Source organism: Limnobacter humi (assembly GCF_024518835.1).
GTDB lineage: Bacteria > Pseudomonadota > Gammaproteobacteria > Burkholderiales > Burkholderiaceae_B > Limnobacter > Limnobacter humi.
Genome location: NZ_JANIGO010000001.1, coordinates 448,281 through 473,893, shown reverse-complemented (window position 1 = coordinate 473,893; position 25,613 = coordinate 448,281). Strand labels below are relative to the sequence as shown.

Annotated in this window: 22 protein-coding genes; 17 read left to right on the top strand and 5 right to left on the bottom strand. The window is 56.8% G+C overall.

Annotation, left to right across the window (positions count from 1 at the left end; translation table 11 throughout):
* Positions 1-26 precede the first annotated feature (26 nt).
* Entirely contained in the window at positions 27-449 is a 423-nt protein-coding gene (locus NQT62_RS02275; RefSeq protein ID WP_256763522.1) for an Lrp/AsnC family transcriptional regulator, read from the bottom strand.
* Positions 450-590: 141 nt separating this feature from the next.
* On the opposite strand from NQT62_RS02275, the gene ocd reads away from it, so the two are divergent.
* Genes ocd through NQT62_RS02260 form a run of 3 tightly spaced genes read left to right on the top strand, consistent with a single transcriptional unit; the run spans position 591 to position 8,731 of the window.
* Positions 591-1,637: an ornithine cyclodeaminase gene (ocd, locus tag NQT62_RS02270; protein WP_256762941.1), complete on the top strand. Its 1,047-nt coding sequence runs from the start codon at positions 591-593 to the stop codon at positions 1,635-1,637.
* The gene (gene putA / locus NQT62_RS02265; protein WP_256762940.1) at positions 1,637-6,046 is read left to right on the top strand and encodes a bifunctional proline dehydrogenase/L-glutamate gamma-semialdehyde dehydrogenase PutA; all 4,410 of its coding nucleotides are present in this window, start codon (positions 1,637-1,639) and stop codon (positions 6,044-6,046) included. The genes ocd and putA overlap by 1 nt, the downstream gene beginning before the upstream one ends.
* A 33-nt stretch (positions 6,047-6,079) precedes the next feature.
* Complete coding sequence (locus tag NQT62_RS02260; RefSeq protein ID WP_256762939.1) at positions 6,080-8,731, top strand: ligase-associated DNA damage response DEXH box helicase; 2,652 nt, start codon at positions 6,080-6,082, stop codon at positions 8,729-8,731.
* Here NQT62_RS02260 and NQT62_RS02255 read toward each other — a convergent pair whose 3' ends face one another.
* A complete protein-coding gene (locus NQT62_RS02255; protein ID WP_256762938.1) occupies positions 8,732-9,277 on the bottom strand; it encodes a hypothetical protein in 546 nt (181 codons plus the stop codon).
* A 120-nt stretch (positions 9,278-9,397) separates the two neighbouring features.
* Between NQT62_RS02255 and pdeM the strand changes: the two genes are divergently transcribed.
* The gene (gene pdeM / locus NQT62_RS02250) at positions 9,398-10,048 is read left to right on the top strand and encodes a ligase-associated DNA damage response endonuclease PdeM (protein WP_256762937.1); all 651 of its coding nucleotides are present in this window, start codon (positions 9,398-9,400) and stop codon (positions 10,046-10,048) included.
* Between the two features lie 23 nt (positions 10,049-10,071).
* Here the strand turns inward: pdeM and NQT62_RS02245 are convergent, their stop codons facing one another.
* Complete coding sequence (locus NQT62_RS02245; protein WP_256762936.1) at positions 10,072-10,431, bottom strand: hypothetical protein; 360 nt, start codon at positions 10,429-10,431, stop codon at positions 10,072-10,074.
* On the opposite strand from NQT62_RS02245, the gene NQT62_RS02240 reads away from it, so the two are divergent.
* A complete protein-coding gene (locus NQT62_RS02240; protein WP_256762935.1) occupies positions 10,430-10,600 on the top strand; it encodes a hypothetical protein in 171 nt (56 codons plus the stop codon). The two genes, NQT62_RS02245 and NQT62_RS02240, sit on opposite strands and share 2 nt — an antisense overlap.
* 99 nt (positions 10,601-10,699) lie before the next feature.
* On the opposite strand, the gene NQT62_RS02235 is transcribed toward NQT62_RS02240, so the two are convergent.
* Positions 10,700-11,137: a DoxX family protein gene (locus NQT62_RS02235; RefSeq protein ID WP_306173510.1), complete on the bottom strand. Its 438-nt coding sequence runs from the start codon at positions 11,135-11,137 to the stop codon at positions 10,700-10,702.
* 224 nt (positions 11,138-11,361) lie between these two features.
* Between NQT62_RS02235 and NQT62_RS02230 the strand changes: the two genes are divergently transcribed.
* Genes NQT62_RS02230 through NQT62_RS02215 form a run of 4 tightly spaced genes read left to right on the top strand, consistent with a single transcriptional unit; the run spans position 11,362 to position 17,476 of the window.
* Complete coding sequence (locus NQT62_RS02230) at positions 11,362-11,985, top strand: TetR/AcrR family transcriptional regulator (RefSeq protein WP_256762934.1); 624 nt, start codon at positions 11,362-11,364, stop codon at positions 11,983-11,985.
* 22 nt (positions 11,986-12,007) lie between these two features.
* Entirely contained in the window at positions 12,008-13,798 is a 1,791-nt protein-coding gene (locus NQT62_RS02225) for an acyl-CoA dehydrogenase C-terminal domain-containing protein (protein ID WP_256762933.1), read from the top strand.
* A gap of 36 nt (positions 13,799-13,834) precedes the next feature.
* A complete protein-coding gene (locus NQT62_RS02220; RefSeq protein ID WP_256762932.1) occupies positions 13,835-16,240 on the top strand; it encodes a 3-hydroxyacyl-CoA dehydrogenase/enoyl-CoA hydratase family protein in 2,406 nt (801 codons plus the stop codon).
* 36 nt (positions 16,241-16,276) lie between these two features.
* On the top strand, positions 16,277-17,476 hold the full coding sequence (locus NQT62_RS02215; protein ID WP_256762931.1) for an acetyl-CoA C-acyltransferase: 1,200 nt from the start codon (positions 16,277-16,279) through the stop codon (positions 17,474-17,476).
* Between the two features lie 140 nt (positions 17,477-17,616).
* Here NQT62_RS02215 and NQT62_RS02210 read toward each other — a convergent pair whose 3' ends face one another.
* Positions 17,617-18,390, bottom strand: a complete 774-nt coding sequence (locus NQT62_RS02210) for a phage integrase N-terminal SAM-like domain-containing protein (RefSeq protein ID WP_256762930.1) — start codon at positions 18,388-18,390, stop codon at positions 17,617-17,619.
* A 128-nt stretch (positions 18,391-18,518) separates the two neighbouring features.
* Between NQT62_RS02210 and NQT62_RS02205 the strand changes: the two genes are divergently transcribed.
* The 8 genes from NQT62_RS02205 to NQT62_RS02170 all read left to right on the top strand — a co-directional run bounded on the left by NQT62_RS02205 (position 18,519) and on the right by NQT62_RS02170 (position 25,607).
* The gene (locus NQT62_RS02205) at positions 18,519-19,133 is read left to right on the top strand and encodes a hypothetical protein (RefSeq protein ID WP_256762929.1); all 615 of its coding nucleotides are present in this window, start codon (positions 18,519-18,521) and stop codon (positions 19,131-19,133) included.
* Positions 19,134-19,197: 64 nt separating this feature from the next.
* Complete coding sequence (locus tag NQT62_RS02200) at positions 19,198-19,740, top strand: restriction endonuclease (protein ID WP_256762928.1); 543 nt, start codon at positions 19,198-19,200, stop codon at positions 19,738-19,740.
* A gap of 42 nt (positions 19,741-19,782) precedes the next feature.
* Positions 19,783-20,688 carry a DUF6615 family protein gene (locus NQT62_RS02195; protein WP_256762927.1) on the top strand — a complete coding sequence of 302 codons (906 nt, stop codon included), beginning with the start codon at positions 19,783-19,785 and terminating at the stop codon, positions 20,686-20,688.
* A gap of 24 nt (positions 20,689-20,712) precedes the next feature.
* Positions 20,713-21,381, top strand: a complete 669-nt coding sequence (locus tag NQT62_RS02190; protein ID WP_256762925.1) for a hypothetical protein — start codon at positions 20,713-20,715, stop codon at positions 21,379-21,381.
* Positions 21,382-21,466: 85 nt separating this feature from the next.
* A complete protein-coding gene (locus tag NQT62_RS02185; RefSeq protein ID WP_256762924.1) occupies positions 21,467-22,219 on the top strand; it encodes a nucleotidyltransferase family protein in 753 nt (250 codons plus the stop codon).
* 1 nt (position 22,220) lies between these two features.
* Positions 22,221-23,012: a DUF6602 domain-containing protein gene (locus NQT62_RS02180; RefSeq protein ID WP_256762923.1), complete on the top strand. Its 792-nt coding sequence runs from the start codon at positions 22,221-22,223 to the stop codon at positions 23,010-23,012.
* A gap of 110 nt (positions 23,013-23,122) precedes the next feature.
* Positions 23,123-23,773 carry a hypothetical protein gene (locus NQT62_RS02175; protein WP_256762922.1) on the top strand — a complete coding sequence of 217 codons (651 nt, stop codon included), beginning with the start codon at positions 23,123-23,125 and terminating at the stop codon, positions 23,771-23,773.
* A 163-nt stretch (positions 23,774-23,936) separates the two neighbouring features.
* Positions 23,937-25,607, top strand: a complete 1,671-nt coding sequence (locus NQT62_RS02170) for an ATP-dependent nuclease (protein ID WP_256762920.1) — start codon at positions 23,937-23,939, stop codon at positions 25,605-25,607.
* Positions 25,608-25,613 lie beyond the last annotated feature (6 nt).

The window sequence follows — 25,613 nt, the reverse complement described above, 5'->3', positions numbered from 1 at the left end:
CAGGCTCACGCTGTGAGCCTGTTCAATCACCCCCGAAAATTCGACAGGTGAATACTGGTCTCGGTGTTTTGGATGCCCTTGATGAGGCGTATCCGCTCCAGCACATTGGACAATTCTGCCAGGCTGTCAGCCTGCAACTCGGCCAGCGCATCCCACCGGCCATTGGTGCCATGCAGGGCGGTCACACCAGGCTCACCCAGCAAGCTCAGCATCACGCGCCGGCTGTCATTGCCCTCAATCTGAATGCTCATCCACGCTACAATCCGGTGGGCATGGCTGTCGGGTTTTAACAGCACGGTGTAGCCTGTCACCACGCCCTCGCGCTCCAGTTTGGCCATGCGGTTGCTCACCGTGCTGCGGCTTACCTTCAATGCATGGGCCAGGTCGGCCACTGGGGTTCGGGCATTGGCCCGCAATCGGGCAATCAGTTCACGGTCCAGCGCATCCATGGTCAAACCTTGCATATCGACAGCAGGTTTGGTCATTTTGAGCGCTATTTGCCGTTTTGCAAGCAAAAAGTGGCTTTTTGTTGGGTTCAATGGCTTGCACAATCAATCCATGGTCTGACCCGTTTCGCGCAGGAGGCTACCATGCACACCCGGTACCTCAGTGTTCAGCATGTGGCCCGCCTGGCTCACCGGGTCGGCCTTGAAAACCTCATCACCCGCATTGCCCGGCAGATTGAGCACGACTTCACCCACTGGCACTGCTTTGAAAAAAGTGCCCGCCTGGCCAGCCACTCCACACTTGGTGTGATCGAGCTCATGCCGGTCAGCAATGCCGAACGCTATGCCTTCAAATACGTGAACGGCCACCCGGGCAATCCGTCCCGGGGTTTGTCCACCGTCATGGCCTTGGGGGTGCTGGCCGATGTGCACACCGGCTTTCCCCTCCTGGTGTCGGAACTCACCCTGACCACAGCCTTGCGCACTGCGGCCACCTCGGCGTTGGCCGCCCGCCACCTCGCTCGACGAAATGCCCGCTGCATGGCCATCATCGGCAACGGGGCCCAAAGTGAATTTCAGGCCGTGGGCTTTCATGCGCTGCTGGGTATCGACCAGTTTCACCTGTTCGACATTGACCCCGCGGCCAGCCTTCGCCTGGCCCAACATTTGAAGGAATGCGGATTCAAGGTTATGCTGGGTGCCAGCGTGTCTCATGCCGTTTCAGGAGTGGATGTGATCACAACGCTGACTGCCGACAAAACCCGCGCCACCATTTTGACCGTTGAGCAGGTCGGCTGCGGTGTTCACATCAATGCGGTGGGCGGCGACTGCCCCGGCAAAACCGAACTTCATCCCGATGTGTTGCGCAAGGCCCGCGTGTTTGTGGAATACGAACCACAAACACGGCTGGAGGGCGACATTCAGCAGCTGCCTGCCGACTTTCCGGTCACCGAATTGTGGACCGTGCTCACCGGTACTGCACCTGGCCGTCAAACCGATGCCGACATCACCGTGTTCGACTCGGTTGGTTTTGCGTTGGAGGATTTTTCTGCACTCACCGTGTTGCACCACCTGGCATTGGAACACCACATTGGCGAGAGCCTCGACATTGTTCCCAACCTCAGTGACCCCAAAAACCTGTATGGGGTGCTGCACGGCGCAATGGCCCCGCAACCCGAGGCGGCGGTGTGATGAACCCCGCCAACACACCCGCTGCAATCAAGAATGCGCTGTGTGTGGTTGGCGCCCCCACCGATGTGGGCACCACCTACACCGGCTGTGCCGGTGGCCCGGCGGCCTTGCGCTGTGGGGGCTTGGTCGCACAGCTAACCCACTTGGGCTGGGCCGTTCAGGATGTTGGTGACCTTCAAGGCCCAGCGGTTCAGCACCGGCACCGGGTGGATGGTTACCGAAATCTGCCCGAGGCCATGGCGTGGGTAACGCACATTCGCGATGCAGTGGCCCAAGCCTTGCACCGGGGTGAGGTACCACTGTTGCTGGGTGGCGACCACAGCCTGGCCATGGGCTCCATTGCTGCGGTTGCTGCCCACTGTAAAACCCACAACCGGCCGCTGCGCGTGGTCTGGGTGGATGCCCATGCCGACATCAACACGGCAAAAACCTCGCCATCGGGCAATTTGCATGGCATGCCATTGGCGGCTTTGTGCGGCTGGGGTCCAGCCGAGCTGCTCGAGGTCCTGAACCCTGGCCATGCTGCGCCTTGTCTGCAGTCGGGTCAAATTACCCAAATCGGCGTCCGGTCCGTCGACCCTGGCGAGCAAGGTCTATTGGATGAATCGCAGGTTCAGGTGTTCACCATGCAGCACATTCGCGAGCTGGGCATGGACGCGGTGATGCAACGCGCATTGCAGGGTGTGGAACCCGGCACCCATGTCCATGTCAGCTTCGATGTGGACTGTCTGGACCCTCAAGATGCGCCGGGTGTGGGTACCCCGGTTGCCGGTGGTCCCAGCCTGCAGCAAATGCAGCAGTGCATGCTGCGGCTGGCACAAACCGGCTGTGTGGGGTCGGTCGACTTGGTGGAGTTCAATCCGTCGGCAGACCTGACCGGGCAAACCCTTCAACACACCCTGGCCTTGCTGCGCATGCTGTTGGACCAGCGCCATGGGCTGCGCCGCCTGCATCGCATGGAGGAGGCGCAAGCCGTGAGCCTGATGCTGGAGAATTTTCCATCGGACCGGCTGGATGACGCAGCCATTGAACGACGAACCCTTGAACACATCCACCGGGTGCGCCAGCAACGCAGCCACGCCATCGGTGTTGATGTGCTGATGCAGGAATTTGGTCTGTCCACCGACGAAGGGGTTGCCCTGATGAGCCTGGCGGAAGCCTTGCTGCGCATTCCAGATCCGCGCACCCGTGAAGCCCTGATTCAGGACAAACTAAGCCATGCTGACTGGAAGGCCCACTTGGGCCACAGTGATTCCACCCTGGTCAATGCGGCCACCTGGGGTTTGTTGGTGGCCAGCAAATTGAAACACGGCAGCGAGCGCCTCGTGCGCAGGGCGGTGGAACTTGCCGTAGGCATCATGGGTAAACAGTTTGTCATGGCCGAAACCATTGAGGCGGGTTTGCTGGCTGCGCAGTCTGGTCCGTTCTGTTCATTCGACATGCTGGGTGAGGCCGCGCAAAGCGATGCAGAGGCGCAAGGCTACCTGCGCAGCTACCACCAGGCCATCGACTGCCTGCAGCGCGCGCTGCAACACCGGCCGTTGCCCGCCGAGGGTTTTCATTGGCAGGCCCACAGCCTGTCCATCAAATTGTCGGCCCTGCACCCGCGCTATGAAACCGCGCAGCGCGAACAGGTGCACGCCAGCCTGTATCCCCGTCTGCTCAGTTTGTGCCTGGCTTGCAAGTCTGCCGGCCTGCTGGTGAACCTGGATGCGGAGGAAAGCGAGCGGCTTGAGCTGTCCATGGACTTGTTTGAACGGCTGGCCCTGGAGCCTGCCTTGCAAGGTTGGCAAGGGTTGGGTTGGGTTATTCAGGCCTATCAAACCCGCGCACCAGCCGTGGTGGACTGGGTGATTCAGCTGGCCCGCACCAGTGGACGCCACATTCCCGTTCGCCTGGTCAAGGGGGCGTATTGGGACAGTGAAATCAAAAAGGCCCAGCAGCAGGGTTTGTCGGCTTTTCCGGTTTTTACACAAAAAGTCCACACAGACCTGTCCTATGCCCTGTGTGCGTGGCGCCTGTTGCAACACCACGAACTGGTCTTGCCGCAATTGGCCACGCACAATGCCCACACCTACGCACTGGTGGAGCACATGGTGCAACAGCAGGGCGTCACCCGCTTTGAATTGCAGTGCCTTTTCGGCATGGGCGAAAGTCTGTATTCAGAATCCATGCACACCGGTGCCCACACCACGCGCGTGTATGCGCCCATTGGCGCACAGGCCCAGTTGCTGCCCTATTTGGTTCGCCGCTTGCTCGAAAATGGCGCCAACACCTCCTTTGTGAATCAGCTTCTCGACCCCCACATCGACCCGACCACGCTGGCACAACACCCCTGGACGGTGCTGCATCAACAGCGGCCCACGGCCAACCCGGCTTGCCGCATGCCCGCACAGGTGTATGACCGCCCCAATTCCCCGGGCATCGACCTTCACTGCCCGGCCACTGCGCACCGTTGGGCGCAGGCGTTGGCGCATCGTCAGGCGCATGCCTGGCTGGCTTATCCGGTGTTGCCGGCGTCACCCCATGCCAGCAAGGGCCCTTGGCGGGATGTTTTCAACCCCGCTGCCCCCACCGAGCGGGTCGGGCAGGTGCAATGGTCCACTCCCGACGATGTCCAGCAAGCCTTGCGGGATGCTGCCGCACGGGCGGCGGCATGGTCCTGCAGTGCCCATTCCACGCGGGTGGCCTGCATGAATGCGTTGGCGGTGGAGTTAAGCCGCCATGCCGAAGACTTGATGGCCTTGTTGGTGCTGGAGGCCGGGAAAACCTGGGCCAATGCCCTGGCGGAATGGCGTGAGGCCATCGACTTCTGTTTTTACTATGCTGCGCAACTGGAACGCCTGCCAGAAAACCCAGGCCAGGCCACCGGTGGTGTGGCCGTTTGCATCAGCCCGTGGAATTTTCCACTGGCCATTTTCATGGGGCAAATTGCCGCAGCCCTGGCTGCAGGGTATCCGGTGATCGCCAAGCCCGCCGAACAAACCCCCTTGATTGCCCACCAAGCCATGCAATGTATTCACCGGGCCTTGGCGCGTGTTCATCAACCCACCGCCGTGGTGCAGTGCCTGCCCGGCGATGGCACCGTTGGGCAAGCCTTGTGCGCAGCGCAGGCAGTTCGCTTGGTGATGTTCACTGGGTCCCTCTCGGTGGCTCGTCTCATCGAAGCCAGCTTGCTCAAGGCAGCTGGCCCACGCAGCCCTGCTCAACTGGTGGCTGAAACCGGTGGGCAAAATGCGCTCTGGGTCGATTCTTCTGCCCACCTGGAACAAGTGGTTCAGGATGTGCTGCATGCCGCCTTCGACAGTGCGGGGCAACGCTGTTCTGCACTGCGCCTGCTGTGCGTGCACAGCAGCATTGCAGACACCCTGCTGAACAAACTAAAGGCTGCATTGGCGACCCGAACATTGGGCAACCCAATACACCCGCAAACCGACATGGGCCCAATGATTGATGGCCATGCGCGTGACCGGGTTCAGGCTCATGTATTGAGCCTGGAGTCGCAGGGCATGACGGTTTGGCAATGCGCCCAACACCGCCGTCAGCAGGCGCAGCAGCCGGGTTACTTCCTGGCCCCTGCCTTGGTGGAAGTCCATGGCCTTGATCTGCTGGCCGAAGAAGTGTTTGGGCCCGTGCTGCATGTGTGGCGTTGCCCGGCCGGGGTGTGGTCGCAGCGCATGGCCGCTGTCAATGCACTGGGCTACGGCCTTACTGCCGGTGTGCACAGTCGTTTGGGTACGTTTCAGGCCTGGGTTCAACAGCGAGCCCGGGTGGGCAATCTGTACATCAACCGCAACCAAGTGGGCGCGGTGGTGGGTAGCCAGCCCTTTGGTGGACGGGGGCTTTCCGGTACCGGCCCCAAGGCTGGCGGGCCCCTCATGTTGCCGTTCCTCATGCACCGGGCTGAGTGGTCACTGGTGCAAGCGGCCAGCGCGCCACCGGGTTTGTTGTTGCCTGGCCCCACTGGTGAACGCAACACCTACCACCTGCTGCCCCGCAGCCTGGTGTGGTGTACCGCGCAGGAGGCCGATGCCCTGCTGCTGCAAGTCATGGCGGTGTGCCATGCGGGCGCACAGGCGTGCATTCTGCATTCAGCCACCCTGAACTGGCCACGCTGGTTGGCCAGCTTGCCCGAGCCCATCCAGCAGCGGGTACAGGGTGTGCACACCATTGACTGGACCAGGTTGGACGGTGTGCTGTGCGAGCATGACAGTGCCTTGCAATCCACCTTGCGTCGGCAACTGCTGCACCACTGTGCCGCCCTGGTGCCGGTCATTGTTCAAACCAGCGACGGGGTTTATCCCCTGTATCGCCTGTTTCATGAGCAGGCTGTGTGCAACAACACCGCTGCCACCGGTGGGAATGTGGACTTGTTGTCCAGCCCAGCGCCGCAAGCCATGGCAAAATAAACCATCGCAATGTGATGTCAGCGTGTGCAGTTCATGACCGAGTATCGGGGTATTCCACCGGGGCCCAATGTGGGTACCCAGCTCAAGGCCTTGCGGCGCAAAGCCAAAGCGCGTGCGCGTGCCGATGAAAGCACGGTAGATTCACCCGCCGAACCCGCTGCCCCCAATCCAGCCCCTGGCTTTACACCCAATGCCAATGCCCCGCTGATGGCACTTAACCCGAGCGGTGTTCACCATTGGTTTGCAGCACAGGGCTGGGCACCGTTCGATTATCAATCCGAGGTGTGGGCCGCGGTGCAGGCCGGCCACAGTGGTTTGCTGCATGCCACCACGGGCGCTGGTAAAACACTGGCCGTGTGGGTGGGCCTGTTGCTGCGCCTTGCGCAGTTGCCCAAGCCGCGCGCAGCCACCACCCGGGTGTTGTGGATTACCCCCATGCGCGCCCTGGCGGCCGACAGTTGCAAATCCCTTCAAAAGGCCTGTGCCGGTTTGGCCAGCGATTGCGAAGTCGCCCTGCAAACTGGCGACACCGATGCCGCCACCCGCACCCGTATCCTCAAAAAGCCACCGTTTGCCCTGGTGACCACGCCGGAAAGCCTCACCCTCATGTTGACCCGCGCCACCGGGCAAGCACAGTTGCAAAAGCTGGATGCCATTGTGGTGGACGAGTGGCATGAACTGTTGGGCAACAAGCGCGGCGTACAACTGCAATTGGCCATTGCACGCTTGGTGAAGCTCAACCCCGCCTTGCAGGTATGGGGCATGAGTGCCACCCTGGGCAATCTCGAGGATGCATTGCGCACACTCACCTACCCAGTGCGCCTGCACAGCAGCGCCACACTGGTGCAGGGCAAGCTGCCCAAACAGTTGGTGATCGACAGCCTGGTGCCCCCCAGCTTTGAGCGCTTTCCCTGGGGCGGCCATTTGGGGCTCAAGCAACTGGATGCCGTGGTGCGTGAAATCGAACAAAGTGCATCCGCACTGGTGTTCACCAACACCCGGTCGCAGGCCGAAATTTGGTACCAGGCCTTGCTGGATGCGCGGCCCGAGTTGGCAGGCTCCATTGCACTTCACCATGGCTCGCTGGACAAATCGGTGCGCGACTGGGTGGAAAACGGTTTGAAGATGGGTCAACTCAAAGCCGTGGTGTGTACCTCGTCGCTCGACCTGGGTGTTGATTTTTTGCCGGTCGACCGCGTTATTCAAATCGGTTCGCCCAAAGGTGTTGCCCGCCTGCTGCAGCGGGCCGGGCGCTCGGGCCATGCCCCGGGGCGGCCGTCCCGCATTACCGTGGTGCCCACCCATGCGTTGGAGCTGGTGGAGGCCGCTGCTGCACGCTACGCCGCCGAATTGCGTCACATCGAATCCCGTCACAGCCCGCAAGCCCCACTCGATGTGCTGGTGCAACACCTGGTGACCATTGCCATGGGCTCAGGCTTTGAGCCTGACGATTTGTATGCCGAGGTGCGCAACACCGCGGCCTATTCCGGCCTATCGCGCGAGGCCTTCAACTGGGCGTTGACTTTTGTGGAGCAGGGTGGTGAAAGCCTGAAGGCCTACCCCGACTATCAACGCATACAGCGTGATGAGACTGGTGTATACCGCGTGCTTCGCCGCGACATTGCCCGGCGCCACGCCATGTCGGTGGGCACCATTGTGTCCGACTCGGCCATGCATGTGGCTTGGATGAGCGGTGGTCGCTTGGGCACCATTGAAGAAAGTTTCATTGCCCGCCTGAAAAGCGGCGACTGCTTCAGCTTTGCAGGCCGTGTGCTGGAGCTGGTCAAGGTGCGTGACATGACCGCCTACGTTCGCAAAGCCGACCGAAAAAAAGCCACGGTACCGCAATGGCAGGGCGGCAAAATGCCGCTCAGCAGCGAGTTGGCCCACGCCTCGCTGCACATGCTGGATGTGGCCCGCAGCGCCATGGAGCAGGGCAAGCAGCCCGATTGGCCTGAGCTGCGCGCCTTAACCGACCTGCTCACGTTGCAACGCCGCTGGAGTGAATTGCCCGGTACGCAAACCTTGCTGGTGGAGCAACTGCACAGCAAGGAAGGGCACCACCTGTTTGTGTATCCGTTTGAAGGCCGCACCGTGCACATTGGCTTGGCCAGTTTGTTCGCCTGGCGCGCCTCGCAGCATCGGCCCGGTACGTTTTCCATTTCCATGAACGACTACGGCTTTGAGCTGTTGAGCGCCGAGCCCGTGAACTGGCAGCAGTGGTGGGGTGGCAGCAAAGCGGTGCTCAGCACCGACTGCTTGCTGGCCGATGTGCTGGAGTGCTTGAATGCGTCGGAACTGGCGCAACGCCGCTTTCGCGAAATTGCCCGCATTGCCGGGCTGATATTCCAGGGCTACCCGGGTGCGGGCAAAAGCACCAAGCAACTGCAGGCCTCCAGCGGTTTGTTTTTTGAAGTGTTCCAAAAATATGACCGCGGAAATTTGTTACTCAGCCAGGCCCAGCGCGAGGCCCTGGAGCAAGAGCTGGACATTGTCCGCATGGAAGCCGCACTGAAATCCATGCAAGCCAAGCGGCTCGTGTTCAACACCATTGAACGCCCCACACCCTTTGCATTTCCGCTGATGATTGAACGCTTGCGCGAAATGGTGAGTACGGAAAAACTGAGCGACCGCGTGGCCCGCATGGTGGCCGAACTGGAAAAGGCTGCCCTGCAGGCCAACTGATTACCGGTCGTTCAGGTCCTCAAACTCCAGCATGGGAATGCTGTTGGCTGCACGGGTAGCCCGAGTTCCATTGACGATGGAGTCAGCCCGGTCCAAGGTCTGAATGTCGGCGATGAAATTCGGGTTTCGATTGGCCAAAAGCTGCAAATTTCCGATCGACTCATCGGTCATTTCAGCCACAAATTCCACCATGTCTTTCCCGGACATGCCAGTCTGTCGTAACAGTCGAGGTTTGTCATAGTCATTGGCCAGAAAAATCATTTGATGGGCGCGCTCCAGCAAATCCCCTTTCAGGTCGCCAATATCGTGGTTCAACTGCCGGAGATTTCCGATGGCTTGCAGCAGTTCCCGACCGAGCTTGCTCGCGGTGCCTTGCAGTGCATAGGTTTGGCCCACCAGCGTATTGCCCCGCGAAATTTGTTGGTTGGTGAATGTTTCTGCTTTCTCAAGTATTTCGGCGTTGGCCCCGAGCATGGCGCTGCACACCATGAAGCCCGCTGAAGTGGCCATTCGATTGTTGTCCATCTTGGTTGAAAACCATCCCATCGTCATTCTCCCAATTGGGTTGAAAAACATGGGTGTACTTCCCGAAGGCACGGTTCAATGTTTTTGCGGATTTGGCTTTGTTAAACTCCGGTCTGCTTCATTACTCCCCGGCAATTTTTCATGCAGGTTTTATCGGCCACGCAACGTACGCTGAGCATTAGCACCCCAGCCGGTGACGTTGTGTTGTCACGCCTTCGCAGTGTGTATGTGCCTGCGTATCAGGCGTTGCTGGTGGCTGATGTTCATTTGGGCAAGGCTGCCACGTTCCGAAGCCTGGGGGTTCCGGTCCCGGCAGGCACTACATCGGGTAACCTGCAAAACCTTTCTGAAGCCGTTGCGCAGTTCAACCCGCAACACGTCTATATCCTGGGCGACTTGTTCCACGCCAAGGCCGCTCTCAACCCGGCCTTGTTGGCCGAGTTTCAGCAATGGCGCTCTGCACATGCCACTTTGGAATTGCATTTGATTGTGGGCAACCACGACAGCAAGGCCGGCATGCCACCGGCCATGCTCAACATTCAACTGCATGCAGAGCCGCATGCGCTGGGCGGGTTTGCTTTGTGCCACCACCCACAGGCTGCGGCAGGTTCATTCAGCATTGCCGGGCATGTGCACCCGGTGTGTCGCATTCAAGGCAAAGGGCGGGACACTGCCCGCCTGCCGTGTTTTGTGCAAACTGCCAACAGCTTGCTCATGCCCGCTTTTGGCGAATTCACTGGCGGACATGTGGTGCAGGTCACGCCAGGTCAGCAGTTGGTGGTGGTGGTGTAGTTCGATTTGAATTCTGCGGCTCTTTAGGTCTTCAATTGGCATTGTCCGTTCGTGGCAGCCTGAACGCCGTAGGCGAGGCCGGTGAGCGCCAAGGCCCCAACGGCGGGAAGAAGAAACGCGCCACCGATGGCCATTAAAATTTCGCCGCATCGGGTGAGTTGAGTGGCTATACCTACCCCACCGACCACCAATCCCAGCCCAGCCGCAGCACCTTCCCCAACAAACGCCCATTTGTAATGTTGTTTATCCTTGTCGGTTAGTTCTGAGCGGTATTTGCCCGACCCACATCCGTCATTGTCGTCTTGAAGCCTTCGCATACCCCTGTTTGTTTCGGTGGCGTCGTTTAACAGCGAAAGTGCCAAAGTGCCGGCAGCGGCTGTCATGCACAACCCCATGGCCATGACCTTGGCACCGGTTCGCCAAGTGTTGGCCTGTCTTACAGTGGCCTCGGGTCTGGTTTGCCCAGCCTCCAAGTCAACGGCGGTCCAGTTTTTTGGTGATGCCGTGGAAAATGTTGCTAAGGTGGTCATTCGTGTTCAACTCCAACATTGAAGGGTCTTCAATATTCAAGATGTCGAGGTGAATGGCAACACAGAGCCTCCATTCTGGTGGCGGTGGTTTAAGCAACCAGCCAACCGTGCACGTCCAGCATTACTTGCCCAGCTTCCACTGGCCTGCGCCCAGCGCAGCCACCAGCAGCAATCCACCGGCCACGCTGATGTTTTTCATGAACAGCAGTTGCTGCACATAAGCCTGGTCCGCAGGCACTGCCCAAAAATTGTGGAAGGTGATGGAGGCCAGCAGTGTGAAGCCTGCCAGAACAAAGCCCGCCAGACGCGCTTGAATGCCGGTGATCAAAGCCAAGCCGCCCACGATCTCAACCGTCAGCGTAATGGCCGCCAACACCTCCGGCACGGGCAGGCCCGCCGAGCCGATGAAGCCCACGGTGCCCGAAAAATGCGTCAGCTTGTCAAAGCCGGCCAGCACAAACATCAGGGCCAGCAAAATGCGGGCAATCACCGCCAATGGGTTTTTAACGGATTCAAAAATATTGTTGATGAAATTGCTTGAGTTTGTTGAGTTGACCATGTTGTTCTCCTTGTGGGTTGTGAACATGGCTGAATTTTGCGCTGAACAGATGGGTTCATCCAGTGCGTGGCATTGAATGCATTATTCAAATTATTTGAATATAAGATGTGCGCTACATTCGATGAACTTGTTTTTTGCGTCAAGGCCCTTTTTTGCAGTCCATTGACCCAAATCCACCGTTCGCATGTACACTAATAAAAAAACGAACGTTCGGTCTATTTTTTATGCGCAAAGGCGAGCAAACCCGCGCTGCCATCGTTGAGGCAGCACTCGAGATCGCTTCCACCCAAGGGCTGGAAGGGCTCACCATTGGCTCCATCGCCGAAAAAATGGCCATGAGCAAAAGCGGTGTGTTTGCCCACTTTGGCTCGCGTGAAGAACTTCAAATTGCTGTGCTCAAAGAGTACGAAACACAATTTATCAATGCGGTGCTGTTTCCCTGTCTCAAGGAACCACGCGGCTTTCCACGCCTTCGCGCCATTTTCATGCGCTGGCTGGACCGCATCGGCAAAGAGATCGACAGCGGCTGTATCTACATTTCCGGCGCAACCGAGTACGATGACAGACCGGGTGCCGTGCGCGATGTGTTGGTGAACATGCACCGTGACTGGCAAAAAGAAATGCGCCGTGCGGCATCACAGGCCATTGAAGAAAAACACCTGCCCGCCGGTTCGGCCGATGCTGACCAACTGGTGTTCGAAATGGTCGGAATTATTTTGGCCGCACACCAACAGGGCCGCCTCATGGGCGACACGCAGTGCCTGCAACGTGCCCGTCATGCTTTCGACCGCATGATTGCCCAATACCAGAACAAACCCAGTAACACCTCTTCAGTAATCTTGACCTAAGCTGTATCCAGGAGACGACGACATGAGCCAATACACGCCCCCCATTCGCGACATGCAATTCGTGATGCACGAACTGTTCAATGCCGAAGCCACTTTCAAGGAAATTCCTGCCTTTGCGGACATGGACGCCGACACCATCAACCAGATTCTGGAAGAGGGCGGCAAGTTTTGCGCCGAGGTGCTGCAACCCCTGAACGCCGTGGGCGACTCCGAAGGCTGTACCCACAACAAAACCGACTTCTCGGTGAAAACACCCACTGGCTTTAAAGAGGCCTACAAGCAGTATGTGGAAGCCGGTTGGCCCGCACTCAGCTGCGACCCTGAATTCGGCGGCCAGGGCTTGCCCGTGACCGTGAACCAAGCCTTCTACGAAATGATGAACGCCGCCAACCAGGCCTGGACCATGTACCCTGGCCTCACCCACGGCGCGTACGACTGCCTGCACGCACACGGCACACCCGAGCAAAAAGCCACCTACCTGCCCAAGCTGACCAGCGGCGAATGGACCGGCACCATGTGCCTGACCGAACCCCACTGCGGTACCGACCTGGGCATGCTGCGCTCCAAGGCCGAACCCCAGGCCGATGGCAGCTACAAAATCACCGGCGCGAAAATTTTCATCAGCAGTGGTGAACACGACATGGCCGAGAACATCATTCACCTGGTGTTGGCTCGCTTGCCCGACGCACCCGCTGGCACCAAAGGCATTTCGCTGTTCCTCGTCCCCAAGTTCATTCCCAATGCCGACGGCTCACTGGGCGCCCGCAACCCCATCAACTGCGGTGCCATCGAACACAAAATGGGCATTCACGGCAACTCCACCTGCCAGATGAACCTGGACGGCGCCACCGGCTGGATTATTGGTCAGCCGCACAAGGGCCTGAACGCCATGTTCGTGATGATGAACGCCGCCCGCTTGGGCGTGGGCATGCAGTCCCTGGGCCTGACCGAAGTGGCCTACCAAAACGCGGTGGTGTACGCCAAGGACCGCATTCAGAGCCGTTCGCTGACCGGCCCCAAGCAAGCCGACAAGCCTGCCGACAAAATCATTGTGCACCCCGACGTGCGCAAAATGCTGCTGACCGCCCGTGCCTATGCCGAAGGTGGCCGCGCCCTGTGCATGTGGACCTCGCTGGAGCTGGACAAAGAACTGAGCCACCCCGACGAAGCCGTGCGCAAAGAAGCCGCTGAAATGGTGGCCCTCACAACCCCCATCGTGAAGTCGTTCATCACCGACAACGCCTGGGAAGCCACCTCACACTGCCTGCAGGTGTATGGCGGCCACGGCTACATCGCCGAGTGGGGCATGGAACAGTATGTGCGCGACAGCCGCATCAACATGATTTACGAAGGCACCAACACCATTCAATCGCTTGACCTGCTGGGCCGCAAAGTGCTGGCCGACGGTGGTGCCAAGTTGATGAAGTTTGGCAAGCGCGTGCGCGCCCTGTGCGAAGCCGAGGCCAACAACCCCGCCATGAAAGAGTTCATCGAGCCCCTGGCCGACCTGGGCGACAAAGTGACCAAGCTCACCATGGAAATTGGTGGCAAGGCCATGGCCAACCCCGATGAAGTGGGCGCCGCTGCGGTGGACTACCTGCGCGTGGTGGGCCACATGTTCTACGCTTACTTCTTTGCGCTGTCCGCCAAGATCGCGCTGGAAAAGCAGAACAGTGGCGACAACTTCTACAAAGCCAAGTTGATCACTGCCCGTTTCTACTTCCAGAAAATGCTGCCCGAAACCGCGATGCTGATCCGCAAGGCCCGCGCCGGTTCTGCAGTGCTCATGGAAATGGAAGAAGAACTGTTCTAAGCCACAACAGATAAAACCCCCGATAAGGAGACCCTCGTGTCCAATTTCATCGTTCGCAAAGTCGCCGTGCTCGGCGCAGGCGTCATGGGTGCGCAAATTGCCGCACACTGCGCCAACGCCAAAGTGCCCGTGGTGCTGTTCGACCTGCCGGCCAAAGAAGGCCCCAAGAATGGCATCGTGGACAAGGCCATTGCCAACCTGACCAAACTGAAGCCCGCGCCGTTTGGCGCGAAGGACGTGGCCCAATACGTGCAGGCCGCCAACTACGAAGAAAACCTGGAACTGCTCAAGGGTTGCGACCTGGTGATCGAAGCGATTGCCGAGCGCATGGACTGGAAACACGACCTGTACAAAAAGGTTGCCCCGTTCATCAACCCCACCGCCATTTTTGCAACCAACACCTCGGGCCTCAGCATTTCCAAGCTGAGCGAAGGCTTTGACGCCGACCTGAAGAGCCGTTTCTGTGGCGTGCACTTCTTCAACCCACCCCGCTACATGCACCTGTGCGAGCTCATTCCCTTGAGCACCACCCGTCAGGACATTCTGGACAATCTGGAAACCTTCCTGACCACCACGCTGGGCAAGGGCATCATCACCGCCAAAGACACGCCCAACTTCGTGGCCAACCGCGTGGGTGTTGCGGGCATGCTCGCCACCATGGCCGAAGCCAAGAAGTACGGCATTGCGTTCGACATCGTCGACCAACTGACCGGTTCCAAACTGGGCCGCGCCAAGTCCGCCACCTTCCGCACGGCGGATGTGGTTGGCCTGGACACCATGGGCCACGTGATTGCCACCATGCAAAACACACTGCCCAACGACCCGTTTGCCCCCAGCTATGAAACACCCGCCGTGCTGAAAAAGCTGGTGGAACTGGGCGCACTGGGCCAAAAGGCCAAGGCCGGTTTCTTCAAGAAAGTCGGCAAGCAGATCATGCAGTTCGACGAAGCCAAGGGCGACTATGTACCGTCTGAAGGCAAGGCCGACGAAGCCGTTCTCAAAATTTTGAAGAACAAAAACGTGGCCGAGCGCATGGCGCAACTGCGTGGCAGCGACCACCCCCAGGCCAAATTCCTGTGGGCGATTTTCCGCGACGCGTTCCACTACATCGCCGTGCACCTCAATGACATTGCCGACACCGCCCGCGACGTGGACTTCAGCTTGCGCTGGGGTTACGGCTGGACCGAAGGCCCATTCGAAACCTGGCAAGCCGCTGGCTGGAAGCAGATCGCCGAGTGGGTGAAAGCCGACATCGACGCCGGCGAAGCCCTGTGCAAAGCCCCGCTGCCCGCCTGGGTGTTTGAAGGCCCTGTGGCTGCCAACGGTGGCGTGTACTCGCCCGCCGGTGCGTTCAGCCCAGCGTCCAACAGCTTTGTGGCCCGTAAGGACTTGCCCGTTTACCAGCGCCAAATTTTCCGCGCCAAGGTACTGGGCGAAACCACGGTGACTGGCCACAACGGTGGCACCACCCTGAAAGAAACCGATGCCGCGCGCATTTGGACAGCCCCAGGTCACGACGACGTGGTGGTTCTGTCCATCAAAACCAAAATGCACGCCATTGGCCCCGGTGTCATCGAAGCCACCCACGAAGCCATTGCCCTGGCCGAGAAAAGCTACAAAGGTTTGGTGATTTGGTCGCCCGACGAGCCATTCTCTGCCGGTGCCGACCTGCAAGCCATGCTGCCCGCCTTCATGCAAGGTGGTGGCAAAGCCATCGAACCGATGGTGGCTGAATTCCAGAAGGCCACCATGGCCCTCAAATACGCACAAATTCCAACTGTTGCGGCCGTAACAGGCCTGGCACTGGGCGGTGGTTGCGAATTCGCCATCCACTGTTCCGCACGCGTGGCCAACCTCGAAAGCTACATGGGCCTGGTGGAAGTGGGCGTGGGCCTGATTCCCGGTGGCGGTGGTTTGAAAGAAATTGCCGTGAACGCTGGTTTGGCTGCACAAAAAGCAGGCTCCAGCGACGTGCTGGCCTTCGTGAAAGATGGCTTCCTGACTGCGGCCACGGCCAAGGTGGGCACATCGGCCATGGAATGCCGTGACCTGGGCTTCATCAAGGACAGCGACACGATTGTGTTCAACAGCCATGAGCTGCTGTACGTGGCCATCAACCGCGCCCGCGCCATGTTTGAGCAGGGCTACCGCCCACCGCACAAACTGAAAGGCGTGCCCGTGGCAGGCAAAAGCGGCATTGCGACCATCAAGGCACAACTGGTCAACATGCGCGACGGTGGCTTCATTTCCGCTTACGACTTCCACCTGGGCTGCGTCATTGCCGATGTGGTGTGCGGTGGCGAAATTGAAACCGGTTCACTGGTGGACGAAGAGTGGCTGCTCAACCTGGAGCGCAAGCACTTCGTGAAGCTGCTGGACAACCCCAAAACTCAAGAACGAATCATGGGCATGCTGCAAACCGGCAAGCCTGTGCGTAACTAATACGGCACTCATCGGCAACTAAGAGGAGACACACACATGTCCCGCCAAATGAAAGATGTCTATATCGTCGCGGCCACCCGCACGCCGATCGGCAAAGCGCCCCGTGGCGTATTCAAGGAAGTGCGCCCCGACGACCTGCTGGTGCATGCCATTTCCAAAGCCATGGCCCAAGTGCCCACGCTCGACCCCGCTGCCATCAACGATGCCATCGTGGGTTGCGCCTTCCCCGAAGGCGAGCAGGGCATGAACATGGCCCGCATTGCCGTGCTGCTGGCTGGTCTGCCCAACACCGTGGGCGGCGTCACCATCAACCGCTTCTGCGCGTCGGGCATTACTGCCGTGAGCATGGCCGCCAACGCCATTGCCACCGGCGAAGCCGAAGTCATGATTGCTGCCGGCGCCGAAAGCATGAGCATGGTGCCCATGAGCGGCAACAAGCCCAGCTTCAACATGGCCATTTTCGAGAAAGACGAAAACCTGGGCATTGCCTACGGCATGGGCATGACCGCCGAAAAAGTGGCCCAGCAATGGGGCATCAGCCGCGACGAGCAAGACGAGTTCGCCCTGAACAGCCACAAGAAAGCCATTGCCGCCCAGCAAAAGGGCGAGTTCAATGATGAAATCAGCCCATTCACCGTGGTAAAGGCAGCGCCCGATTTGGCCACTGGCGAAATTACCACCAGCAGCAAAGTGGTCAGCCTGGACGAAGGCGCCCGCGCCGACTCCAGCATTGAAGGCCTCACCAAGCTGAAGCCTGTGTTTGCCGCCAAAGGCTCGGTGACTGCCGGTAACAGCTCGCAAATGAGTGATGGCGCAGGCGCGCTGATTTTGGCGTCTGAAGATGCCGTGAAACGCTTCAACCTGGTGCCCCTGGCCAAGTGGCGCGGCTTCGCCGTGCGCGGTGTGCCTCCGGAAATTATGGGCATTGGCCCCAAGGAAGCCATTCCCGCCGTACTGAAAACCGCCGGCCTGAAGCAGGACGACATCGACTGGTTTGAGCTGAACGAAGCGTTTGCTGCACAGTCGCTGGCCGTGATGAAAGACCTGCAACTGGACCCCGCCAAAGTGAACCCCATGGGTGGCGCCATTGCCCTGGGCCACCCACTGGGTGCCACCGGTGCCATTCGCGCAGCCACTGTGGTGCACGCCCTGCGCCGCCACAACCTGAAGTACGGCATGGTGACCATGTGCATTGGTACAGGCATGGGTGCAGCCGGTATTTTCGAGCGCGTGTAAGCAGTTGAATTGCCGGGCTTAACCACCCGGTTGGAAGTTGGAAAACCCCAGGCTCACCACGTGAGCCTGGGGTTTTTTGTTTTGAGGGTTTTGGATTTTGCGGCAGAAATGGGGGAGTGGAGAGGGTTTTCTTGATTTGGTTATAAAAGTAATTTACATTTTGAAAAGATTGTTGGGGCGTGGTGGTAAATTGCTGGCCGCAGTGTGGGTGGGCGGTAGCTATGGTTGAGAAAGTGAGTCAAGTGGGCTAACAAGCCACACACGCAGTGAGCCACCACATCACGGGGAAGTTCGACACCAGCTATGGCATTTTGTCTGTCGCCTAACCACAGAGAGTGTGCGCGTTGTAATTGGGTATTTAGGCTTGATGTCAGAGATGCGGGTAGCATGACTACCCTGTCCTTATCACCCTTGCCGCTGCGAACTATGATGCAATGATGATCAAAATCAATGTCTTTGGTTCGAAGACGAAGCGCCTCCATAATTCTGATACCCGTGCCGTAAAGCAATTTAGCAAGCAATAAGTGGGTTCCCTCCAAATTTGTGAATAGGTTGTTCACCTCCAGGCGGGTTAAAACCACTGGCAACCTTTTTGGTTTTGCGGGTCGACTAACTTCGTTCAACCAGGGTAGGTCTTGTTTTAAGACCTCTCGGTACAGAAAAAGCAGCGCTGACAAGGCTTGATTGTGGGTGGACGATGAAACATTGCGGCGGGTACTCAAGAATTTCAGAAATGCTTCAACATGGGTTGCGCCCATGTTGGCGGGGTGTTGCAGATTGTTAAAGCGAATGTAGAATCTTGCCCAGTATACGTATGCCTTTTCGGTGGCATAGGAGTAGTGCTTATACCGAATCGCAGTGCGCAGTTGATCGAGCAGGCGTGGCGAGTTTTGGGTGTTATTTATACTGTTCATAAAAACAGTATATTTGCCGACTTTGGCTCAAATCAACGCACTACCTATGTATGGTGTACCTTTGGGGTGACGTTCGGATAAATGGATATCGCCGTTATTGTTCGATGAATCAAGTTAGAGCTCACAAGATGCAGCACGTGCGCCCAAAGATCGCAATCGTTCACGTCAACACTGTGCCAGAGGGGATCTTCGAAGAGTTCCGCCTCGCCACGACGACGCCTGAAGTCGAAGTGCAGGTCATCGCAGTTGAGCCGCCCGGTCCGATGGCGGGCCTGGAGTGGCTGATGCCAGCCTTTGTGACCGGCTTCGTCGCGTCTGCATACTTCGGAGGCTTCTTCCAAGAGATGGGCAAAGACCACTACGTCTTGCTCAAAGAACAGCTCAAGAAGCTTTACCCGAAGGTCGCCGGCCCGGAGACTCCAGAGATCAGGGTCGTGGGAACGAAGGGCAAAGTGAACGAGGTTCAGCCCTATTCGCTTTACTTCTCCCTGATGGGTGAGGCGCCGAACGGCCTTCGCTTGAAGCTGCTGCTGAAAAAGCAGGTCGCGCCAGCCGAATACGAGCGTTGTGTGGACGTCTTCCTCGACCTCCTCAAGGACATGAACTCGGGAAACGTAAGCGATATCGTCCGGAGGAGATTCGAGTCAGTGGTGCCAATGGGGCGAACGATACTGGTCGTTTACGACGAATCTCTCGACGAAGTCGTTCCAATAGATCCCCGGACGGGAGAGCTTAGAAGGTGAGGCGTGGCCTTCGCCTCACCGATTGCCTGTGCAGAGTGCACGCGTTTATTGACCCATACCCATCATGCCCCGAATCGACACGCCGCTGATCCTCACGCCGCGGGAGTACGAACTCGCGGTGAAGGGCATCTTGGATGGGGCTGGTCTCGACCTGGTCGAATTCAGGTCCGAGCACTTGGAGAAGGTGGCTGGAGTTGACGGCTGCTATGTGATAGACGTGACGGTCCGATTCAGCGCACTCGGAGCCAATTTCTTGGTGTTGGTCGAGTGCAAACACGAGCGCCGAAAGGTCGAGCGGCAAGATGTTCAGATATTGAATGACAAGGTCCGCTCCACGGGCGCACAGAAGGGCATGCTGTTCTCGGTGAGCGGATTTCAAGACGGGGCGATCGACTACGCAGACGTGCACGGCATCGCTTTGGTTCACCTTGCAAACGACTCAACGAGCTGGTTCACAAAGAGTGCCGGGCCGCCGGCACCTCCACCGCCATGGGCAAACATCCCTGAGTACATCGGCTGGTGGTGCCATGGCAACAGCATGAGTGTCATGTCTTCCGAGATCGGCGAGTACACGCGAAAAGCACTAGGGGTCGGCGATGAGCTCTAACAGGTCGGTCGACTCGGACACGTTGCGGCAAGGGGCCGCACGGTGCACGATTTCCAATGGCACTGTGCGGCCCCTTGCCGCAACGTGCCGGTCACCTTTACGTTAGCCACGCTTAATTCACCTACAGGCACTATGCACACGACTCTCTGTGAAACATTCCGATCACTTGCCTTTCGTACGTTCGATCAAATGGGGCGTGCTCGTCGAGTTGGGCATCAGCCACTTGAAGAAACATTCACAGATTTAAATATCCTAGAGCTGAAAGACAGGCATCCCACCGAAATTTTCTGCCAAGCATTTACCAAGTCACAGGAGGGGAAAAATGGCGCAGATTGGGAATGGTGGTTAACTGACTCTTTAAAATCGAAATGGCTGGGCTTACGTATCCAAGCGAAGGTGCTACATCTTAGTTCAAACACATTTGCGCATCTGCACTACAAGTCTGGAAAAACAAAAATCTATCAGTCAACCATACTTAAGCGCGAGTCCGCTAAAGATGGCTTGATACCTCTTTACTGCCTTTATCTTCACGATCATTCAAAATTCCACAAGTTAATTAAACATTGTGGCAGTTTCGGTTGCTTGGCTGAGTCTTATGGATGCTCACTAATTCCTTTGTCTCACGTCGAATCTCTTCGGAAGAAGAAAAAAGCCAATGATCTGAACTCAGTAATTTCTAATGCACATCCGTGGCATTGCTTAGTCTGCTGTCCGGGATATGGCGGAGATTCTCTCCCTGAGCGCGCTTGGAACATGCTATCTCATGGTATGAGCATTCCTACGTCGCCGAACCAAACCGAGAACAAAAGCGAAGTGGGCCAACTTTTCACCAGAGTCACGAATGAGCCGCCACCTTATGTCCGTGCGATAGCAGAAGGGCAGCGTCCAGATACCATTACAACATCAGCTTGGGGGGTAGTCGTAATTAAGGAGGCAAATCGTGGCTAACCTTTCAATCAACCTGACTGCTCAATGCTGCGCTTTGGGTTCCCTCCGTTGCTGCGCAACTGCGGCAGCAGGTTATTTCCAACGTTGGCGCCGATGGTGAACATCCGAGCTGGAACAACCGCTGAAGCAACACGCGATTCAGGTGAATGGATCTTTGTTGATCCCGGCTTTGCTAGTTCAGCTAAGAGCTGCGGTCTTCTGCTACAAGACCAAGAGCCAATCTGCGTGTCTTTCTCAGAACTTCAGCTTCAACTTGTACGGCAAGTGCGCGCCAGCGAGTTGCCGCTGAACTTAGCGATAGAGGCTCCACTTTCTGTCGCATTCGGGAAAGAAGGGAATCCTGTCGGCAGGAGTGTGGAGCGTCGCGATAGACAGGCGCGCTACTGGTATGTCGGGCTTGGTTGCAGCGTGCTGGTGTCGGCAACGTATCTGGTGCGAGCCATTACGGAGGCCATCCCGACGAGAGAGGTACGCTTGTTTGAAGGCTTGGTTTCTTTTAAGACAAGAGAGAAACCTTCCGATCATCGAGCAGATGTCCAGAGCCTAAAGAACGTCGTATGGGGCTTTGCAGGCTGCGGGCGCATCATTTCGCCTGATGAGTTGGCTGCGTCGCCTCAAGACAAAGTAGTCTCGGCATTTCACGTCGCAGGTATGAGTTATGGCGTTCCCCCAGTCATTTCGGTCGGCGCCTAACCCTTCCATCGAGAGGGCTCACCCCGGAAGCTGGGGCGAGCCTCTCATGTCAAACGTTGGGCCTCGCAAATCCTAAGGAGGGAAAATGACTGCGGATGAGTACCTTCAAAGCCTCCTCCAGAAGTACGCTGTCAATGTTTCCGGAGCGAAGGCAGCCGGAAACATGATCTATCCGGTACTAGAAAAATGGGGGGGTCAATACCTAAATAGCGCCAGCTACTCTGGTTCACTGGCGAAGGGCACTGGCATCTCAGCTTCAACCGATGCGGACATTTTTCTGTCTCTTTCATCCATAACACCCGGCACCCTCGCTGATATGTATTTGAGTTTGTACAACGCTGTTACAGCGGCGGGATACACGGCACGAAAGCAAGATGTTTCAATCGGAGTAACCGTCAATGGCTACTCGATAGATTTAGTACCAGGTCGTCGGCAATCGCAGTATGGAAGCGACCACAGCCTGTACCGAAACAAAAAGACCACCTGGACACAAACAAACGTCGATACTCACATATCGTATGTTACGGGAAGCAACCGAATCAGTGAGATCAGAACATTGAAGCTATGGCGTTTGCGTCACGGACTGTCGATTTCATCGTTCTACCTAGAAATGGCGGTAATTGATTCACTTCGGTATGCGCGGCTTGGAAACACCGCCGCGAACGTCTGGCAGGTGCTAGAGCATTTTCGCGACAAAATCGAAACAACGCAGTACATCGACCCAGCCAACACTAACAACATTGTGTCTGACGATTGCACACGAGCCGAGAAAGCGGCTATTGCGGCCAAAGCGAGGGAGTCACTGGGAAAGAAGACTTGGGACGAGATTGTTTGGTGATATGAATAAGGCAAAGAACTTTTCAGAAATCGATGGCAAGCGCTTTCTACGAGAAGCGTTCGTCGCAGAACAGGCAGTCCTAGCGGTTCAGCTCGATCTGTCCGGAAAGTCAATTACTCATAACGGGGTAATGGGCGATGTAAACGAACAGCACTTCATTCAAGTTTTGCGAAAGTACCTTCCAAGACGTTATGAAGTCGATCAGGGCATCGTGATCGATTCAAACGGCGCGACAAGCGATCAAATCGATGTAGTCATTTTTGATCACCAATACACACCCACTTTATTAGACCAACATGCTCACAGGTTTATCCCTGCTGAAGCGGTCTACTGTGTTCTCGAAGTTAAGCCTACGATAAGTAAGGAATATCTTGACTACGCTGCGGAGAAAGCTCACTCAGTTCGGAAACTCGAACGAACAAGTTTTCCGATTCAGCATGCTGGTGGTGAGTATCCACCGAAACCTTTATTCCCCATAGTCGCAGGCATTGTTGCAACCAACGTGGACTGGGTGGACGGACTATCGGGAAAACACTTTTCCTCAAACTTAGCGGCCCTTATCGGAACACACTCACTTGACTGTGGCCTTGCGTTGTCTGATCGAGCGTTTGATACGTTTGGGGGAACGCTTACTGTGACCGATAAACAAGGATCGCTCGCAGCGTTTCTATTTCGATTGCTTCAGCGACTACAGTCACTTGGAACTGTGCCTGCTGTCGACTGGAATAGATATGCGTCTATCTTGAGTGGCAGCGATGCCCAACCCTACAGTCAACAGGACGCTGCGCAATGAAGCCGCGCAGCGCCTGTTACCTTGAACGTTAGGCCCACAAAGCAATGCCCACGAACATACAACGACTTAGGGTAGCCATTGAGGAATGGCTTATCCGAAATGAATTGGATATGGACACTCACTTCTACACGATGGATGAGTGGCGGGCTCGCAAAGAGCAATTCCTCGACGACGCAGACCTTGTCCTTGTGTTTGAAGGCAGTCTTCATACAATGTTGAACTACGGTGGCGATACGTCAGAGTTTGACGATTACATAGAATCATTTGGGTATTACTACGAACTTGGTCACTCCTGGAATATGGGCTTCTACCCAATCCCAGACTACGATTTTCGACCACTTGTCGGTTCGTACGCCCATAAGCTTCGAGATCCTCGTTGGCAGCGCAAAGCAAAACTGGTCAAAGAGCGGGCAGGCTGGAAATGCGAAGACTGTGGTGGCATAGATCGACTTGAAACCCACCACTGCTACTACACCCAAATGAGCAGCGGCCACGAACCATGGGAGTACCCGCTCAGTGCACTTAGGTGTCTCTGTCACAATTGTCACGAACTAAGAGCGAAGTCGGAAAGTCGCATGAGAGCCTACTTGGCGAGGCTAACGACGACGCAATTGGACTCTTTGCGGAGCGGCCTCAACAACGCTTTCTACTGGTTCGATTTGGAAGCCGTTTTGTCTCTTCTAGCCAATCTTGGGCATAGCGACGAAAAAATCAGTTCTGCAGTTGTTGATTTCCTGCAAAGAAGAAATGAAATTGGTTAGAAATTCGTACCCCGGCCTAACTGGTCGTTCAACGCGGCCGCCAACACAGGCCATGCCTTCGGCATTCTCATGGCCTGTGTTGGTGTCCTCCGCACCTCGTGCTCCGGCGCCGGTTAACTAGGGCGTTCGGCATCATCAGTTTCAGTCCTCTTGGAGCTTTAGCGTGATTTCCAATTTCAAGCTTAAATTCGGCCGTGCCCCTGGGCTTAATCCAGAAACGATTACTGCAACGCCAGTTACTGTTTTCGTTGGGCCAAATAATTCGGGTAAGAGCAAAGTGCTATCTGAAATCGAGCAGTACTGTCGGAGTGGATCGAAAGATGCCTCCGCGGTAATTCTTGATGATCTCGCCTTTTCCGGCCTCTCCGTCGAAAAAGCGCTGCAGGCCGTCGAGCACATCAAGCAGGCGCCAAATCAAGGGGAAGCGCTCAACATTGATCACATAATCGTCGGAAGCAAATATGGCCGGCAACAGGTGCACTTCAATTCCCTCACGCAGTTTATACAAAACCCCAATTCCAACCTTGGCGCCTTCTGTCAGTGGTTCTTAAAGCACAGTACGCTAATACTTGATGGCCGAAACAGAATTAACCTTGTGGACCAGCAAGTAGCCGGCGATTTGCAGCAAGCCCCACAATCAAGCTTTCAGGTGCTATTTCAAGACGATACAAAACGGCACGAGGTCCGCCGTATAGTCAATGAAGCGTTTGGTTCCTACTTCGTAATCGATCCCACCAGCTTGGGTCAGTTACGTATTCGGTTGTCCCAGCGTGCACCTGCCACTGACTTAGAAGAGCGTGGTATTCACGCGGAAGCGGTTCAGTTCCACTCGAACGCTCAGCTTATCGATCTAGCAAGTGATGGAGTGAAAGCCTTCACGGGTATTGTCACAGAAGTAATGGCTGGCGATCCGAGGGTGTTGCTCATTGATGAACCGGAAGCATTTCTTCATCCCTCGCTTGCCTCGAAGCTTGGCTATGAGGTGTCTCGTGCCGCGCTCTCGGCTGATAAAAGGGTACTTGTCTCCACCCACAGTCCGACATTCGTTATGGGCTGCATACAATCTGGTGCTCCGGTGAATATTGTCCGGCTAACTTACCGAGCGGGCACTGCCACCGCGAGAGTACTTCCTAGTGACGAAATACTTGAACTAATGAGAAATCCATTGCTCCGGTCAACGGGCGTTCTTAGTGGGCTGTTCTATGAATTTGTAGTCGTCACTGAGTCCGATGCAGACCGAGCGTTCTATCAAGAAATCAATGAACGCCTGCTGCGATTCAAACCTGAATGGGGTATTCCGAACTGCCTGTTCATCAACGCGCAGAATAAACAGACTGTCCAGACAATACTGCGTCCGCTTCGTAAATTGGGCATTCCCGCCGCCGGAGTCGTGGACGTAGATGTTCTTAAGGACGGAGGCACAACTTGGACAAATTTGCTCTCTGGAGCGAATGTTCCAGATATCGCCCACGGGTCATTAGCAACAATGCGCGCATCTGTTAAAAAGGCGATGGACGCCACCGGCCGCGACATGAAGCGCGACGGCGGCGTCGCCATACTTAACCCTTCGGAACAAGAAGCGGCGAGGAATCTTTTGTCTCAGCTTGAAGGCTACGGCGTATTCGTAATATCTGGTGGCGAATTGGAATCATGGGTGAAGCACTTGGGCGTATCGGGCCATGGACCGTCTTGGCTAATCAGCGTCTTCGAAAAGATGGGAGAGGATCCGAGCGCTGAGAATTATTTAAAGCCATCAGACAATGATGTTTGGGGGTTCATGAAACAACTGAAGAGCTGGCTCATTGATCCAAATCGAAAAGGCATACCCGCATAATGCCGA